General features: G+C 72.8%; 9 protein-coding genes and 1 pseudogene. 5 read left to right on the top strand and 5 right to left on the bottom strand.

What is annotated here, in order from left to right:
• Window positions 1–126: 126 nt before the first annotated feature.
• The 3 genes from BMZ82_RS10595 to BMZ82_RS10585 are packed head-to-tail and all read right to left on the bottom strand — an operon-like array spanning window position 127 to window position 7,429.
• Window positions 127–4,338, bottom strand: a complete 4,212-nt coding sequence (locus tag BMZ82_RS10595) for a TIGR02680 family protein (RefSeq protein WP_093774156.1) — start codon at window positions 4,336–4,338, stop codon at window positions 127–129.
• On the bottom strand, window positions 4,335–5,708 hold the full coding sequence (locus BMZ82_RS10590; protein WP_093774154.1) for a TIGR02678 family protein: 1,374 nt from the start codon (window positions 5,706–5,708) through the stop codon (window positions 4,335–4,337). The genes BMZ82_RS10595 and BMZ82_RS10590 overlap by 4 nt, the downstream gene beginning before the upstream one ends.
• Window positions 5,705–7,429: a TIGR02677 family protein gene (locus BMZ82_RS10585; RefSeq protein ID WP_177244453.1), complete on the bottom strand. Its 1,725-nt coding sequence runs from the start codon at window positions 7,427–7,429 to the stop codon at window positions 5,705–5,707. Before BMZ82_RS10585 ends, BMZ82_RS10590 begins: the two co-directional genes overlap by 4 nt.
• 533 nt (window positions 7,430–7,962) lie before the next feature.
• Here BMZ82_RS10585 and BMZ82_RS10580 point away from each other — a divergent pair.
• Window positions 7,963–12,048, top strand: coding sequence for an nSTAND1 domain-containing NTPase (locus BMZ82_RS10580; RefSeq protein WP_093774150.1), 4,086 nt, complete (start codon window positions 7,963–7,965; stop codon window positions 12,046–12,048).
• Between the two features lie 304 nt (window positions 12,049–12,352).
• On the top strand, window positions 12,353–13,114 hold the full coding sequence (locus BMZ82_RS10575) for a glycosyltransferase family 2 protein (protein ID WP_093774148.1): 762 nt from the start codon (window positions 12,353–12,355) through the stop codon (window positions 13,112–13,114).
• A 4-nt stretch (window positions 13,115–13,118) separates the two neighbouring features.
• Here the strand turns inward: BMZ82_RS10575 and BMZ82_RS10570 are convergent, their stop codons facing one another.
• Entirely contained in the window at window positions 13,119–13,631 is a 513-nt protein-coding gene (locus tag BMZ82_RS10570) for a hypothetical protein (RefSeq protein WP_093774295.1), read from the bottom strand.
• A gap of 113 nt (window positions 13,632–13,744) precedes the next feature.
• Window positions 13,745–14,131: a luciferase domain-containing protein gene (locus BMZ82_RS10565; RefSeq protein WP_093774293.1), complete on the bottom strand. Its 387-nt coding sequence runs from the start codon at window positions 14,129–14,131 to the stop codon at window positions 13,745–13,747.
• A gap of 504 nt (window positions 14,132–14,635) precedes the next feature.
• On the opposite strand from BMZ82_RS10565, the pseudogene BMZ82_RS10560 reads away from it, so the two are divergent.
• From BMZ82_RS10560 to BMZ82_RS10550, 3 genes and pseudogenes are all read left to right on the top strand, one after another.
• Window positions 14,636–15,630, top strand: a pseudogene (locus BMZ82_RS10560) (hypothetical protein).
• A 91-nt stretch (window positions 15,631–15,721) separates the two neighbouring features.
• Window positions 15,722–16,378, top strand: coding sequence for a DUF433 domain-containing protein (locus BMZ82_RS10555; protein ID WP_093774146.1), 657 nt, complete (start codon window positions 15,722–15,724; stop codon window positions 16,376–16,378).
• Window positions 16,368–16,754, top strand: coding sequence for a PIN-like domain-containing protein (locus BMZ82_RS10550; RefSeq protein WP_093774144.1), 387 nt, complete (start codon window positions 16,368–16,370; stop codon window positions 16,752–16,754). The genes BMZ82_RS10555 and BMZ82_RS10550 overlap by 11 nt, the downstream gene beginning before the upstream one ends.
• Window positions 16,755–16,807 lie beyond the last annotated feature (53 nt).

Below are 16,807 nucleotides of genomic sequence, written 5' to 3'. Positions count from 1 at the left end.
TTGTGGGGCGCTCACGTCCTGGATTTCCTGTCCCGGTCATCTCCGCCGCCTCCCTTATCTCCCTCATCTCCCTCGTTTCCCTTAATCGCCCTCGTTTCCGTCGTCTCCCTCGTTTCCGTCGTCTCCTCAGTCCCCTCCGTCCCTCTCATCTCCCACTTCCCCGGCGCCCCCCGCATCTCCCCCATCCCCCTCATCCGCCCGCATCCCCGCCCCCGTCCATACGAACCGGGCGCTGGTGACCGCGTCGTCGCCGTCTGTTCCTGTGATGAGTTGGTGGATGGCGATGCCGGGGAGTTCGCGGTAGTGGCACCACTCGTGGTCTGAGGTGAGCATCAAGTCGAGGTCTAGGGCGGTGAGGAGGGCGAAGATCTGGCCGCGGTTGGTGGTGTCGACGCCGACGAAGACCTCGTCGAGGAGGATCGGGCGAGGTGCTTCGGGGACGGCCTCGTAGTGCGCGGCGACCGCGGCGAAGAGGGGCAGGTGCAGGGCGATGGCCTTTTCGCCGCCGGAGAGCGCGCCGTGCAGTTTTTTGGTGAGGACCTGCCAGCCGGCGCCGTTCGCGCGGTCGAGGCGGACGACGAACTGGTGCCAGGCCGTGTAGTCGAGCACTTCGGCGAGCTGTTCCTCCCAGGTGGCCGCCGTGTTCCTGGCCTTGGCCTCCTCGATGCGGGCCCGGAAGAAGTCGTGCAGGGCCTCGCGGTCGGCGTCGGTGACGTTCTTCGGTTCCTTGAGGAGGAGGGTGCGGGCGGTCTGGGTGCCGGCCGGGAGGTCGGGGTGGATGCGCCACACCAGTTGGACGGAGACCTTCGACGCGGTGCGGACGCGCTCCAGGTGGCCGTTCATGCGGTCGACGAGTTCGTTGGCCTGGCGGATGCGGGCGGCGAGGTGGCGGCGGGTGTCGCCGGTGAGGGTCTGGTCGAAGAGGCGGCGCTCGGCGACGGTGATGTCGTCGCGGCTGCCGTCCCGTTCGGCGGTGAGGGTGTGGAGCAGGCCCGTCGCGCCGATGCGGGCGCCGTCCATGGTGGCGGTGAAGATCTGGACGTCGTCGTCGGCCTCCAGGTCGAGGTCGGCGCGCCGGCCGAGGACCTGACGGGCCTGGTGGACGGCCTCGGAGAGGCGCTGGACGGCGTCCCCGAGGTTGCGTGGTTCGTGGGCGAGGCCGGGCCACTCGGCGGCGATCTCGCGGGCCGCTTCCAGGGTGGCGCGGGTGCCGTCCGACGCGGTCAGGCCCGACGCGGTGCGGTCCGGGGGGACGCCCGCGTCCTGGGGCAGGCCGAGCAGGCACAGGTGCCGGAAGCGGAGGGCCGAGGCGTCGCGGGCGGCGGTCGCCTCGTCGCGGCGCAGGGCGTCCATGGCCATGGTCGCTTCCAGGGAGCCGATACGGCGTTGCAGGCGGCCCAGTTCGCCGTCGCTCGCGCTGATCTGCTCACGGCTGCGGCGGACGTCCTGTCTCAACTCGCCGATGCGGACGGCTGTCTGGCGGAAGTCCTCGCCGACGGTGCTGTCCGCGGCCTGGAGGGTGGCGGCGAGCGCCCGCGCCTCGGCGTCGGCGCGGTCGGCTTCGGCCTGGGCCTCGCGGGCGGCCTCCGTGGAGCGTTCGGCCTGGTGTCGGGCGGCGGCGGACCGGCCGAGGGCGGTGGACCAGTGCAGGTGGGCGTCGGCCCAGGCGTCGGCGGTGTCGGCGAACGCGTCGACGGCGGCGGACAGTTCGTTCAGCCGGCCGCGCTCGGTGGGCAGGGCGTGTTCGGAGGACAGTCGGCCCAGGGTGCGCAGGCAGCGGCTGACGTCGGCCTCGCGTCCGTCGAGGACCTTGACCGCCCGGCGGACGGCGTCGTCGCGGACGCCGACCGCCTCCTCCGCGCGGTCCCACCGGCGGCGTGTTTCGTCGAGTTCCCGGTGCCGGGGGCGGGCGGCGAGGTCGGCGTCGAGGCGGGAGCGGCTCTCGCGCAGCGCGCCGAGGCGGGTGTCGAGCGCCGCGATGTGGGTGTTCAGCGCGGTGAGCCGGTCGGTCAGGTCCGTGATACGGCGCTGTCTTGCCTGGTCACGGGCGTGGGCGCCGATGTGGGCGGGGGCCGCCTTGCTCCAGGTGCCGATGGCCGCGGCCAGTCGCCAGCTACCGTCCGCGGCGACGGCGGCGGTGTGCCAGTGCGGGAGGTGTTCCCCGTAGGCGATGCCCGCGAGGAGGCGGTCCACGCGGTCGGCGGCGACCGGGATGTCCTTCTCGGGGCGCAGGACCTCCCGCAGGGACGGCCCCGGCGCGGGGGTCGCCCAGCCGGGCGCCGCGAAGGTGTCGTGGCCGGCCAGGTCGATGGTGTCCTCGGGGCTCAGCCACGCGTCGAGCAGCCCCGACGCCTCGAGCGCCGCCTCGACGCCCGCCTGGACCTCCTCGGGAACGCCGTCGCGGAAGGCCACCAGCCGCCACAGGGGCGCGCCCTCCATCGTCGAACGGTCCGTCGTACGGGTCGGCGGGGCGACCGGCGGAAGGTCGGCTTCCGCGGTGAGTGCCTCGATGGCCCGGACGAACCTCTCCCGCTGATCGTGGCCGGTCTTCCGGGCCGCTTCGACCCGGGTCTCGGACTGGGTGATCTGCTGGTCAAGGGCGCGTACGGCGCGCTCCACGACGGCCAGGACGTCCGCCTCGACGGCGGCTCGGGCGGCCAGTTCCTCGACGTCGCCGATGCGCAGCTCCACGCATCCGGCGGCCCATTCCCGGAGCTGTTCCGCCTGGGCCCGCAGGGCCTGCGCGCACTCCCGGGCCGCTTCGTCGCGCCGGGTCATGGCCTCGGCGAGGCCGTCCCGGGCGCCGTCGAGGAGCGTTTCGGCGGCGGTGCGGTCGCCGACGGCCCGCTCATGGCGTTCGACGGCTTCCCGGACGGCGGCCATCTGGTCGCGGCGGCCCTTGACCGCGCCGCGCAGCAGGTGGCGGACCTGCCGGACCCGGGTCGCCTCCCGCGCGGGGTCGTCGGCGGTGGGGGCGTCCGCGGGCGCGTCGGCGAGGGCGGCGCGCATCTCCGTGTGCACCGACTCCATGCCCACGGTGCGGGCGGTCCGTTCGGCGTCCTCGGCGGTGTCCCGGGCGTGGTGGGCGCACTCCTCGGCCTGCCGGGCGGCGGTGGCCGCCTGCTCCTCGTCCGCGCGGGCCCGGCGCTGCCGGTCGTCGGCGGTGGCGCGCAGCCGGTCGGCCGCCTGCGCGGTGTCCTGGGTACGGCGGCGGAGCTGGTCCAGCTCCTTGCCCTGCTGGTAGAGGTCGCTGTCCAGCAACCCCTGGACGGCGGCCTCGAGTTCCGCGACGCGCTCGCCCAACTCCGCCCTGCGCCGCCCGGTGGCCTCCTGGTCGTGCACGGCCTGCCGGTGCTGCTCCGCGCTCTCCCGGGCGATCCGGGCGCGGTTGTCCATGTCCGTCGTCGCGGAGATCAGTTGCGCGGCGGCCGACCGCAACACCCGCTGGGTGTAACCGCGTTGGCGACCGGCAATGGCAGCAGCGGCGGTGACCTCCTCGTCCAGCCGCTTCAGGTCCTCGCGCTGCCGGTCGAGCCGCTCGAAGCCCTCGGCGAGTTCGCCGATCTCGCTCTCGCCGAGCGGCGGGAGGGCCTTGGACAGCAGCGTGGACAGGAGGGACGGGTCGAGCCGCTCGGAGAGTTTCGGCTGCCGGAGCTGGAGCAGGGCGGTGATCAGCGCCTCGAAGCGCTGCTCGCCGAGGCCGTCGAAGAGGGTGCGGCGGATCGTGGCCCGGTAGTCGGCCGCCGTGGCGTGGATCTCGCCGTCGCCCGCCAGGGCGAGAGCATCCGCGAGCGCGGGCCGGGTGAGGGGCTGGCCCGCCTCGTTGACGAGGGACACGCCGTCGGGGCGGGCGAGGCGGCGGGCGGTGGTGAAGTAGTCGGTCTGGACGCCGCTGGTGTGGATGCTGGCCTGGAGCCGGGCGCCGCAGGAGAACCAGCGGCCGTCGGCGTGGCCGAACTCCAGCCACACGTATCCCACGCGGGTCTTGCCGGTGGCGCCTTCGCCCATGAGGTTCCAGTGCATGGTGCGTTCGGAACCGCCGAAGGTGGAGAGGCGGTGGGGCCTGAGGTTCGCGTCGAACAGGAACGGCAGCAGCAGTTCCAGCGCCTTCGACTTGCCCGTGCCGTTCGGTCCGCGCAGCAGCAGCCGTCCCTCGTGGAAGGTGAACGTCTCGTCGTAGTAGCGCCAGACGTTGAGGATCCCGGCGCGGACGGGCTGCCACCGGTTGCGGGCCTCGGGGGTGCCGCCCGTGGGGCGGGTGGTGGTGTCTGTGGGAGCCGTGGGAGGAGCGGCGTCCGGCCGGTCCGTGCCGCGTACCGGCAGTTCGGTCACGTTCACAGCGGGCCTCCTTCCTCGGTCGTGGCGGTAGCGGTGGTCGTGCTCGTGTGTGCCACGCGGTACCGGTGGGCGGCCGGGCGGGGTACGACGCGGTCGCCGATGGCGCGGGCGAGGCCGAAGTCGCGCAGTACGGCCACGGCGTCGTCGGCCAGCCGGTGCGCGCCCTCGGTCGCCTGGTAGGCCTTCGCCCAGCGGGGGAACCGCCGCAGCAGGGCGGACGCCGCCTCGGCGAGCTGCTCGGGGGTCGCGCCGCCGGGGGTGTCGGCGATGCCTTCGAGGAGGAGCAGTGCGGCGACCCGGGCGGTCGAGGAGTCGTCCGGGAACGTGGAGTCGGTGGCCACGGCGTCGGGGTCGACGAGGAGATAGCCCTCCGCGCGTTCCTCCAGGACGAGTCCGGCCTGCTCCACCGCGCGCCGCAGGATCTGACGGCCCGTGGGGGACGCGAGGTAGGCCAGCTCGTCGTCGGTCAGGTCCTCCCTGTAGAGGACCGGGTCGTCGAAGAGGCGGCGCAGTACGGAGTGGCGCAGCCACAGGTTGCGCCGGGTGTCGGAGACGACGAACGCCTCGTCCCCTGCTGCCAGTTGCGCCGGATGTGCCGTAAACGCCGTATCTCCCGCATATGCCGCATCTGCCGCATCTGCCGCATCTGCCAGATGCTCCGGCTGCGCCGGATGCGTGGCGGGCGGCGGTGTGCCGTAGCGGCGCTCGCGCATCAGCTCCGCGAGGAGTTCCTCGAAGCGGGCCGGCACCTCCTGTGCGGGCAGCGCGAGGCGTGACGGCCCGACGGGGGCCGCGGGCAGCCTCATCAGGAGGGTGACGTCCACCCGGTAGAGGACTTTCGCCTCCGCCGTGTCCACGAACGACTCCGTCAGGCCGTCGACGACCGCCAGGACGCCGTACGACTCCAGCAGCTTCAGGACGTCGACGAAGGCCATCCGCTCGCGGCGGCTGGTGGTGTCGAACGGGGCGAGCGCCGGATCGGCGGCCATGGCCTGGACGACGCGGTCGGCGAGCAGGCCGATGGTCGTCATCGGTACGGAGGTCAGCTCCGCCGCGGTGACGCACAGCAGCACGTACCGGCGGCGATCGAAGGGCGCGCGGCCCGCGCGGGGACGGAGGGCGGGACGGGAGGCGTCGGCGGTCGGGCGGACCTTGAGCAGCCGGGCGTAGCCGCGCCGCGGCTCCACCACCAGACTCCAGCCGCAGGTGTAGTCGAACCACTTGGCCAACGGCTCCTTGCGACGCCGGACCACCTCGAAGGCCACGGGGTCGCCGCGCTCGGTGATCAACGGCTGGGCGAGCAGCAGCCGGATGCCCCGCGCGACCTCTTCCCGTTCGACCACCACCAGTTGGTTGGCGAGCGTGCTCATCCGACGGCCTCCTCGTGTGCGGTCGACGGGTGCGGGGTGGTCAACGGGTGGGGAGTGGTCGTCGAGTGCGGGGTGGTCGACGGGTGGGGAGTGGTCGTCTCCGCCCGCGCGCTCAGGCGGCGCGGCCCTGTCCCTACGTCCACCCCTACGTCCGTCCTCCCTATGTCCACCCCCACGCCCATCCCCACATCCATCCCTGCGTCCGCGTTGCGGATCTGGACGACGTAGTCCGGGCCGGTCATCACCCCCGTCGAGGTGCGCAGCGTGGCGATCCGGTCGTCGGCCTCGTCGGCCTCGTCGGCCTCGGCCGAGTCCATGGCCGCGAGGACGATCTCCACTGCGCCGTCCGCGCTCGCGGCCCGCCGTACTCCCGTGCTGTCCGGGCAGGACGAGAGGGCCCTGCCGAGCAGGTCGAACAGGCGCTCGAAGGCTGCCGGGTCGAGTTCGGCGTCGAGTTCGGCGAAGGCGGAGAGCCGTACGGGACCGTCCGTGGCCAGCATCTGCCAGGCCGCCTGGAGTTCGGCGCGTTCGCGGCGGGCGCGCTCGGCTCGGGCGGCGCGGGTCGCGGAGACGTCCCGCACCTTGCCGGTCCGGGTGAAGCGCTCCGTACGGCCGCTGGTGCGCAGCAGTGCGGACACCTCCACCGGGGGTGCGGCGGCCCAGGTCCGGGAGACGGGGACCAGCTCGGGATCGGGGTGCGCGAGGTGGGCGTGGCGCGCGGAGCCGAGGCCGAAGGCGAGCGACCACAGCCGGTGCAGGTCCTCCTCCGTGGGCGCGGCGGCGAACCAGCGGGCGAGTTCCCGGAAGTCCTGGACGGCGCTGGACGAACGGCGACGGGACTCCGTGATCCGGTCGAGCACCTGAAGCAGCGAGACGATCGCCCGCCGGGCCACGTCGTGCAGTTGCTCGACCCGGGGCGGCGACCCGTCGGCCGGCAGGAACCAGGCCCGCAGCCCCGCCCAGCGCGCCCTGCGCCGCTCCAGCCACGCCGCCGACGGGTCCGCCCCGGCCGACGGAGGCAGCTCCGCGCCCCGCAGCGCGCGCTCGTGCAGCACACCGGTGCCGCGCTCCTCCACCCGGGCCACCGCGACGGCGACCCCGGCCCCGCGCCGGTCGAGGTTGACCAGGAACTCGCGCAGGTACGCCACCGTCGACGCCTTGACCTCGCGGAAGACCCCGGCGTCGGTGCCTTCGGCGCGCAGCAGCCGTTGCAGTTCGCCGTTGAACACCTTGGTGTTGTCCAGCAGCGTTTCGAGGTGCCCCTCCAGTTCCTGGAGGGTGCTGAAGATGCGGCGGTCCGCCGACGCGGGCTGCTCCAGCAGGACGTACAGCTCGTCGAGCCGGTCGGTGATCGCTTCCAGTACGGCGGTCTGGAGCGCGCCCGTCGACGCGAGCACCGTCAGCGCGTGCTCCACCCCCGCGATGGCGGCCTCGCCCTGGCGGGTCAGGGAGTACTGGAGGTTGCGGCGCTCGTACTCCTCGGCTGTGCGGTAGTTCTCCGCGTGGTTCTGGACGACGTCCAGCAGGTTCCAGTGCTGGAGTTTTCTGAGCGCCTCGTGCAGTTCCTCGTCCGTGATCGCGTCCAGCCAGCCGACCGTGCGCAGCCGGGACCGGACCTCGTCGAGCCCGAGTGCCGTCTCCAGCCGCTCGTTGGCCGCGCCGAACGCCCGCAGCACCGCGCCGTGGAGATCGGCACGATCCCCCGTGGTGAACCGGAACATCTCCGGCGGAACCCTGCGCACCCGCCTCCCCCTTCCCCGACGGCTCCTTCCCCGACGGCGAGCCCTACCCAGCTCTCACCACCGTAAAGGCCACCACTGACAACCTGGGCGGAATGCGGAGAACCGCCGTGGCCTCAGCGGTGGGCGGGCCGAGTCGCCCGTCCCGGAGCGGCCGTGGCTCACGGTAGATCACGCGCGCGCGGGCGGGGACACGGGGGCGGGGCCAGGGGGCGCAGGTCAGAGGGCCGGGGGCGCGGCGACGACGTTCGAGGTGTCGTACGCGCGCCGTCTGCGAACCGTCTGCGCGCCGTACGCGCCGCACCGTTCGGCTCCGGTCCCTCCCCTCGTGCGGACCGGCGCCGAACGGTGCGGGCGTCGTCGAGCGCGCCCGGTTGCTGCGCTGCTGTGTTCCGGATCCTGCCAGCTAAGGCCCGGGGAGAGGAGGATCCGTTGTCCGGTCAACCCCTTCTCCGCAGGTCAGCCATATAAAGTGGGTTTTCCGGTCCGGAATCCAGGTGCGGGGGAAGTTAGGGGTGGAGGCCTTGAGTTCCGACTCGGGCGCACGCACAGCCTTCGCGGAACGGCTCGCGCTGCTGTACAAGGAGGCTGGCAACCCTCCGCTCAAGCGCGTGAGCGAAGCGGTCGTCCGGCTGCAGCGGGTCGACGAACGGGGGCGACCCGTACGGGTGTCCGCCCAGCGGATCAGCGACTGGCGACGGGCCCGCAACGTGCCCGCACAGTTCGCCGCCCTCGCCGCGGTGCTGCACGTCCTGATACCCGACGCCCGCCGCGCGCGACCCGCGCCGGTGTCCGCCGGGCTGTACGACCTCGCCCAGTGGCAGCGGCTGTGGGAGCGGGCGGTGGCCGATCCGGTCGTCGGCGACGTCCCGGTCGCCGCCGCGGAGGAGGAGGAGGAACGGCCCGCGGCCGAGGGGTCGGGCGTCCCCGGGGGCGTGTGCCCGTACCGGGGCCTCGCCTCGTACCGCGAGCAGGACGCCCGGTGGTTCTTCGGCCGGGAGCGGAGCACGGACGCCCTCGTCGCCCAACTCCGCGCGGCGGAACGGACGGGGGGCCTGGTCATGCTGGTCGGCGCGTCCGGAGCGGGCAAGTCCTCGCTGCTCAGCGCCGGCCTCGTACCCGCGCTGCAGGACGGGGCGCTGGGCGGCGCGGCGAGTGGTACGTCCGGCGAGAAGAACAGTGCGGCGACGGTCCTCCAGCTCGTGCCCGGCGCGGATCCCCTCGCCGAGCTGACCGACCGCATCCCCGAACTCGCCCCCGTCACCGCCGAGGAGCCCGGCACCCCGCGCTTCGCGACCGCCGTACGGAAGGCTTTCGCCGCCTGGGCTCTACGCGAGTCACCCTCCCCCTCCGAACCCTCAACCCCCTCCCTCACCCCCTCTCCCACCCGCCCCGTCATCATCGTCGACCAGTTCGAAGAGGCGTTCACTCTCTGCCCCGACGAATCCACCCGGCGTCTCTTCATCCAGCTCCTCCACGCGGCCTGCACTCCCGCGGACGACAACGAAGCGGATGAAAGGGAAAAGGAAGCCACCCTTCCCCCCGTCCTCGTGGTCCTGGGCATCCGCGCCGACTTCTACGAGCAGTGCCTCGCCCACTCGGAACTCTCCGACGCGCTCCAGCACCGGCACATGGTGCTCGGGCCGCTGACCACGCCGGAGTTGCGGGAGGCGGTGAGCGGGCCGGCCCGGGCCGTGGGGCTGGAGCTGGAACCCGGCCTCGCGGAGCTGATCATCCGCGAGGTGACCGTCGACGGTCCGCGCGGGGCGCACGCCGGTGTGCTGCCCCTGCTGTCGCACGCCCTGCTCGCCACCTGGCAGCGCCGCAAGGCGGGCCGGCTGACGCTGGCCGGCTACCGCGCGGCGGGCGGCATCCAGGGCGCGGTCGCGGCGACCGCCGAACGGGCCTGGTCCAGGCTCGACCCGGCGGCCCGCAGCGCCGCGCGGCTGCTCCTGCTGCGGCTGGTGCGGCTCGGTGAGGACACCCAGGCCACCCGGCGGCGGGGCACGCGCCGTCAGTTGGCGGCGGAGTCGACCGATCCCGGCAAGACGGAGGAGTCGCTCGAAGCGCTGGTGAGCGCCCGCCTCGTGACGCTGGACGCGGAGACCGTGGAGATCACCCACGAGGCGCTGCTGCACGCCTGGCCCCGGCTGCGCGACTGGATCGACGAGGACCGCAGCGACCATCTGCTGCGGCAGCGGCTGGAGGAGGACGGCCGGGCCTGGGAGGGCTCGAACCGCGACTCGGCGCTGCTGTACCGGGGTTCGCGGCTCGAGCAGGCCCGCAGTTGGGCGAAGTCGGCCGGCAACACCTTCCTGACGCGCAGCGCGGTGGAGTTCCTGGCCGCCTCGGTCCGGCTGCGCCGGCGGATGGTGTGGGTCTTCCGGGCGGCGGTGTCGGCGCTGGTGGTGCTGTCGATGGTGGCGGTCGGCGCGGCCGTCGTCGCGTGGCAGCAGCGCAACGACGCCGTGTTCGAGCAGGTGGTGGCGGAGGCCGACCGCGTCCAGTACACGGATCCGTCGCTGTCCGCCCAGCTCGACCTGGTGGCGCACGACCTGCGGCCCGACGACGAGGGCACCCGCAACCGCCTGATCTCGATCGTCAACGCGCCGCTGGCCACGCCCCTGCTCGGCCACACCGGCGCCGTCTACCTCACCTCGTTCAGCCCGGACGGCAAGCTGCTGGCCACCGCCAGCTACGACCGCACCGTCCGCCTGTGGGACGTGAGCGACCGGTCCCACCCCAAGCCGCTCGGCAGGCCCCTCACCGGTCACACGAGCTGGGTGAGCAGCGCGGTGTTCAGTCCGGACGGCCACACCCTGGCCAGCGCCGGCGACGACGGCACCGTCCGCCTGTGGGACGTCCGCGACCCCGCCCACCCACGCTCCCTCGGGGCACCCCTGACCGGCCACACCGGCACGATCTACCTGCTCGCGTTCAGCCCGGACGGGCGGACGCTGGCCTCGGCCGGCGAGGACCACACCGTACGGCTGTGGAACACGGCCGACCCCGCGCGGGTCCGCCCGCTGGGCGCGCCGCTGACCGGGCACGGCGCCGCCGTGCGGTCCGTGGCGTTCAGCCCGGACGGCAAGCTGCTCGCGGCGGGCGGCGACGACAACACGATCCGGCTGTGGAACACGGCCGATCCGCGCCGCCCCGAGCCGGTCGGCAAGGCGCTGACCGGGCACACCGACACCGTGCACTCGCTGGACTTCAGCCCCGACGGCCTGACCCTCGCGAGCGGCAGCGCGGACGACACGATCCGGCTGTGGAACGTCACCGACCCGCGCCGCGCGACGCAGATCGGCGCACCGATCCCGGGGCACACCGGCCCGGTCTGGTCCGTCGCCTTCAGTCCGGACGGCTCCCTGCTGGCCGCCGCGAGCGCCGACTCGACGGCGAGTCTGTGGAACGTGCGCGATCCGGAGTTCCCGTCCCAGGTCGGCGAGCCGCTGGCGGGCGGCAGCGGCGAGATGTACGCGCTGGGCTTCAGTCCCGACGGCCGCACCCTCGCCACCGGCAGCGGCGACAACAAGGTCCGGCTGTGGTCGATCCCGACGTCGGACATGATCGGCCGCAACGGGGTGTTCCGCCCGGACGGCAAGGTGCTCGCCACCGCCGCCCGCGACGGACGCATCCGGCTGTGGAACGTGGAGTCCCCCGGCCGTCCCGTCTCCCTCAGCGAGGCGTTCATGCCGAAGGACAGCGGCGACCGCCAGCCCGCGTTCTCCCCCGACGGCCGCACCCTCGCCGTGCTGTCGCCGGACCGCGCGGTGTACCTGTGGAACGTCACGGACCCGACCCACCCGGTCTCCTCCGGACCGCCCATCCCCCTCCAGACCCGTTTCATGGGCTCCGACGCGCTGTCCTTCAGCCCCGACGGACGGATCCTGGCGACCGCCTACGACGACCGCCGCATCCAGCTCTGGAACGTCGCCGACCCCTCCCACGTCGTCCCGCTCGGCGCTCCGCTCGCCGGCCACAAGGGCTACATCAACGCCCTCGTCTTCAGCCCGGACGGCCACACCCTGGCCAGCGGCAGCGCGGACGGCACCATCCGCCTGTGGGACGTGACCGACCCGGGCCGTACGACCCCGCTCGGCAAGCCCCTCACCGGCCACGTGGCCCCCGTCAACACCCTCGCCTACAGTCCGGACGGCCACACCCTGGCCAGCGGCAGCGACGACGACACGGTCCGGCTGTGGAACATCACCGACCCGGCCGACGCGACCCGCCTCGGCTCGCCGCTCACCGGCCACTCCGAGGCGGTCGTCTCCCTCACCTACAGCCGTGACGGCCGCACCCTCGCCAGCGGCGGCGACGACAACACGGTCCGCCTGTGGAACGTCGCCGTCCCCGCCGACGCCTCCCCCATCGGCCAGTCCATGAGCCCCAACGCCAAGACCGGCAACTTCCTCTCCTTCAGCCCCAACAGCCACATGCTCGGCGTCTCCAGCGGCGCCGACACCGTCCGCCTGTGGAACCTGGACGTGAACACGGCGATCAGCCGCATCTGCGCGACCACCCGAGGCGTCCTGACAGCGGACAAGTGGCACGAGTACCTGCCCCGACTCTCTTACGAGCCTCCGTGCGAACGATGAGTAAGGGATGGGGAGGAGGGACGCGTGAGGGAAAGACGAGGGAAAGATGAGGGATTGGCGAGGGATTGGCGAGAGATAAGCAAGGGTTAAACAAGGGGGGTGGTGTGACAGTGATCCCGATCACAACGGCGAGGCAGGAGAGAAGTCGACTCCCGTCGGGCCGACAGCCTTGTTAGCCTTGGCCATAGCCCGGTCGCTGGTGCATCCCCCGTCGCCAGCGGCCGGGCCTTTGCGTGCCCGGTGACCTGGGCGAACCGTCCGGGAAGGGGCAAGTACTCCCCGTGAACCCCGCGTGAACCCTCCCGTGAACCGGCGCATCGTGATCGTCACCGCCGTGCACGCCCCCGCCGCCCGCCACCTCCCCGAGGCCTACGCGTCGCTGTGCGCACAGGAGTTGCCCCCGGGGTGGGAGTGGCAGTGGGTGATCCGCGAGGACGGCACGACGGACGAGGTCGCACCGCACCTGCCCGCCGCCGACACCCGCGTGGTCTTCCGCCAGGGGCGTCCCGGCGGCCCCGGAGTAGCCCGCACCCTCGCGCTCGCGCACGCGCAGGGCGAGTACGTGAAGGTCCTGGACGCCGACGACCGCCTCGCGCCCGGCGCCCTCGCCCGCGACCTGGCCGCCCTGGAGGCCGACCCGGCCCTCGGCTGGGCCACCTCACGCACCCTCGACCTGCTCCCGGACGGCTCCACGGTCGCCTTCCCCGGCGACCCGGCCGAAGGCCCCATCGAGCGCGGCACGGTGCTCGCCCTCTGGAAGGCCAACGACTTCCGCGCACCGGTGCACCCCGCGAGCCTCTTCGTACGACGGGACCTCCTCACCGCGCTCGGCGGCTGGATGGCCCTGCCCGCCTCCGAGGACACCGGCCTGCTGCTGGCCCTCGACGCGGTGAGCCGGGGCTGGTTCTCGGCGACGGTCGGCCTGTACTACCGCAAGTGGGACGGCCAGGTCACGGGCCACCCGTCACACGTCGACCCCGTCGAACGGGCGGCGCGCATGGCGGTCGTGGAGGCCAGGGCAAGAGCCCTGACGTCGTTCCACTGGACCTACCCGACGCCCACCTGACAGCTCACTCCCCCGGCGCGCCGGCCACCGCCATCCAGTGCACGACCCGCCGCAACGTGCTCTCGTCGACCCGCTCGACCAACACCCGAACGGCCGCCACATCGTCCGGGGCAAGATCATAGAGCCCGGCCTTGCTCAACCCGGCGACGAGAACCTGATGCCGCCGCCCCTCCATACGCTCCGCGAACTTGGCATGCCCGACAACGGCCGAAGCATCGACCGACGCGTCGACCGCCACTTCGACCGCCGCTTCGACCGCCACCGGCGAAACCGGGTCGAACCGCCGCCACTCCCCACCCTCCGGACCCCACAGATCGACGGCGAAGTCATCACCCCGGCCCCGTTTGACCTGGGTCATCTCACCGATCGCGAACAGTACGGGCGTCCGGTCGGGAGATTCGGCGGCCTGCCGCCAGGACGCCGAGGGCGCGTCATAAAACATCGCCACCCAACGGGGATCCCCCGGCGGCTGCGAACTGCGGGGAGGACGGGTCGAACGTTCCCGGTCGGTCTCCATGGCGCTCACCCCTTCTACGTCGGAAGGCACGCGTCGGCACACACGAGCCGGCACGGCAGACGATAACTGACGGCCCGTCAGCTATCCAGACGCGGAGGAGACGGGACGGCTACTCACCCGGTCTCGCGGCTGAGCGCCACCTCCCGGTGGTCGTTGCAGCGTGGGAGGGGGGCGTCGGCGGCGGCCGGATTCTGCTGGTGGGCTTGGAGGGCGGCGCTGACCAGCGTCATGAGCAGGTCGATGTCCGTCTCACACTCCAGGTGGACGGTCACCCAAGGCGAGCCGGGCAGCAGCCGGATGGCGGTGGAGTGCCGCAGGTCCCTCTCGTACCGCCGGATCGCCTTGGCCGTGAGATGCAGGTCGACACTCACGTCGGAATGGAAGTGCACGATCTCGACACCGCCCGAGCGCACCGCCCGACCAGTGCCACAGCTAGGCCGGTCCTCCGCGAGGTCCGGCCAGGTCGCGAGTCGTGCCAAGGCACGCGAGGCCGCCGTCATGGCCCCCATCATGGGCCGCTCACCGCCTGGCCACCAGGGGTTGAGGAAGGCTTAACCAGGTCTTCGAAGTTCAGCGGTGCGTGCAAGCGTCCGGGGACGGGTGGACGTGACTCGAGAGAAATGTGACGCCCCCGCACCGAAGTGTCATATTTCCACCGTCGTCCTCGAAGGCGGGCTCCGCATCGGGTTTGGGCTCGGCCTTGCCGGTCGCCGCCCGGCCACACCGCTTCCGCGTCAACCGGGTACCGGTGACGGTCCGTCTTCCTCGCTCGCCGGGACCTTGTCGGCGAGGGGCCGGTGGGCCACTGGCCTCCCTTAAGGACCAGGGAAAGAACTACCCACCCACCCCCCCTCCCCGCCCGTGTCACCCGTGCGGGTGACCGGCTTGCAGCGGCGGAAGCGGAGCGGTTACGTTCGCCGCGACAACCGCAGACAAACGACGGCCCCCGCCGGGACGGCAATCCCGGACGAGGGCCTGACCGCTCAGGAAGCTAGACCTTCCCAATGGCTGAAACGCATTCTAACGCGCGCCTGCGCGCCGACGCCGGAGCCCCGACCTCCGGCGTGATCCACGTACGCACCCGCCTCACCGCCGGCTTCACCGTGCTCGCCAACGCCCTCGCCCAGCGGCGCGGCAGCGCGGTCACGATCGGCGTCGCGGCCTACATCCTCTCGCTGCCCGACGGCACCCCCGTGACCATCGCCGCCCTGTGCGCGCACTTCACCGAGGGCGAGATCCTGATCTCCCGGGCGCTCAAGGAGCTTGAGCGGGCGGGCCACTTGGAGCGCCGCCGCGAGCGCGGACCCAGTGGGCGCATCCGTACCCGGACGTACTTCCACGACGTGCCGTGCGGCGCGCCGGGGGGACGTCGGGGCCGGGTGGACGACCCGCGCCGGACGGCCCTGAGCCCCCGAAGCCGCCGCGCCCCCGGAAGCCTTTGGCGGACGAAGCCCCGCCCGCCGCCGCAACGCCCGTACGGGAAGCGGCGGCCGTGAGGGAGGAACCGCGGGAGCCGACGCCGTCCCTCACCGCAGCCGACCCGCGGGCGGTCGCCGTGCTCGCCTCGCTGCGCCGCGTCGATCCGCGCCTGATCCTGTCCGAGCAGGAGGCGGCCCGCCTCGCTCCGGCGGTCAGCCGGTGGCTCGCGGCGGGCCTCCTGCCCACCGAGATCACCGAACAGCTCACCGCCCGACTCCCGGACCCCCTGCTGACCCGCCCCGTGGGCATCCTCGCCTTCCGGCTGAAGGAGACTCCCCTGCTCACACCGGCCAGAACGGCGGGACCCGGGGAACCAGCCGGATCAGGGGGATCCGAGGGATCTGGGGGATCTGGGGGATCTGGGGGATCTGGGGTGCGACAGGCCGTCGTCCCCTTCAAGACCTGCGACGGCTGCGAGCGCGCCTTCCGCTCGGCAGGCCCGGACCTCTGCCTGGAGTGCCGCAACCGCCGGGACGACCGGAACCGTCGAGCCGAGGAGCCTCTCCGCGCGGCTGGTTGAGCCGGTGCAGCGGTGTTCCGACGGCCCGCGGGTGGGAGGCTTGATGTGCGACCATCCGGCAACCGGCGCCAAGAGCAAGAGGAGGTGGATCATGGTCGACAGGTTCAGGGACGGGCTCCTGACGCCCACGGAAACGTCCTCGTACTTGGAGATCCCCCAGTCGACCCTGACCTCGTGGCTCAAGGGCAAGGCGGCGGGAGCACCGCTCGTCCACCAGGTGGAGCCCGTCCGCACAGGGCAGCCCTCGGTGCCGTTCATCGCCGTGGCCGAGGCGCACGTACTGCGGTCCCTGCGTTCCCTGGGCCTGCGCATGAGCGAGATCAGGGAGGCCGCGGCCGCCGTGCGCGACGCTTTCGACACCCCGTACGGCCTGGTGTCGAAGCGCATCGCGACGGACGGCGTGGACATCTTCGTCGAGCACGGCTTCGGCGACCTGCGCCGGGCCCGGGACGGTCAGGCCCCGATCCAGGAAGTGGTCTCCGGCTACCTGCGCTACCTGACCTGGGACGCGGACGACGACTTCCCCACGAGCCTGCGGCTGAGGCAGTACCCGGACTCCGTCCCGGTCGTGATCGACCCGAGGTTCGGCCACGGTCTCCCCGTCGTGGCCGCGAACCGCGTCTCGGTCGGGGCCATCACCGACCTGTGGGAGGCCGGGGAGAGCGTCGAGGACATCGCGTACGACTTCGGCATGACCCCTGACCAGGTCGAGGCCCTGTGCCACGCAGTGGTGCGCCTTGCCGCCTGAGTTCTTCCTCGATCGGAATCTCGGGCGGCGGGTCGCGGAAGGGCTGAGGGCACTCGGCTGGATCGTCCACCGCATCGGGGACGTCTTCCCGGACGACGGCCAGGACGTCCCGGACGAGGAGTGGATCACGCACGGCCTCGACCGGTCGTGGGTCCCGTTGTCCAAGGACGGCCGGATCAAGACCCGGGATCTGGAGATCCAGCCGGTACAGGAGCGTGGGGCGGTGCTCTTCTACCTCGACAATCAGCAGCTCCGCAGCATCGAGATGGTCGAACGGCTCCACGCCCGTCGGGACGCGATCCACCGGGCGATCGTCAGAGGCGGACCGGCCGCCTACGCCGTGCGGCAGGACCGGATCGAGCGTACGTGGCCCTGACGGCCGGAAAGGGAGATCCGGTGGCTCACTCCGCCCGGCGTCCGGCGTCCGGC

It is taken from the genome of Streptomyces sp. yr375 (genome assembly GCF_900110755.1).
GTDB lineage: Bacteria > Actinomycetota > Actinomycetes > Streptomycetales > Streptomycetaceae > Streptomyces.
Note: the sequence above shows the minus strand (reverse complement) of the source record. Positions and strands in the feature narration are given on the sequence as shown.

Bases quoted from the DNA above. Each gene is read 5' to 3' on its own strand.
- BMZ82_RS10590 (WP_093774154.1), bottom strand. From the start codon at position 5,708: ATGAGCACGCTCGCCAACCAACTGGTGGTGGTCGAACGGGAAGAGGTC.
- BMZ82_RS10585 (WP_177244453.1), bottom strand. From the start codon at position 7,429: ATGTTCCGGTTCACCACGGGGGATCGTGCCGATCTCCACGGCGCGGTG.
- BMZ82_RS10570 (WP_093774295.1), bottom strand. From the start codon at position 13,631: ATGGAGACCGACCGGGAACGTTCGACCCGTCCTCCCCGCAGTTCGCAG.
- BMZ82_RS10565 (WP_093774293.1), bottom strand. From the start codon at position 14,131: ATGACGGCGGCCTCGCGTGCCTTGGCACGACTCGCGACCTGGCCGGAC.
- BMZ82_RS10555 (WP_093774146.1), top strand. From the start codon at position 15,722: ATGGTCGACAGGTTCAGGGACGGGCTCCTGACGCCCACGGAAACGTCC.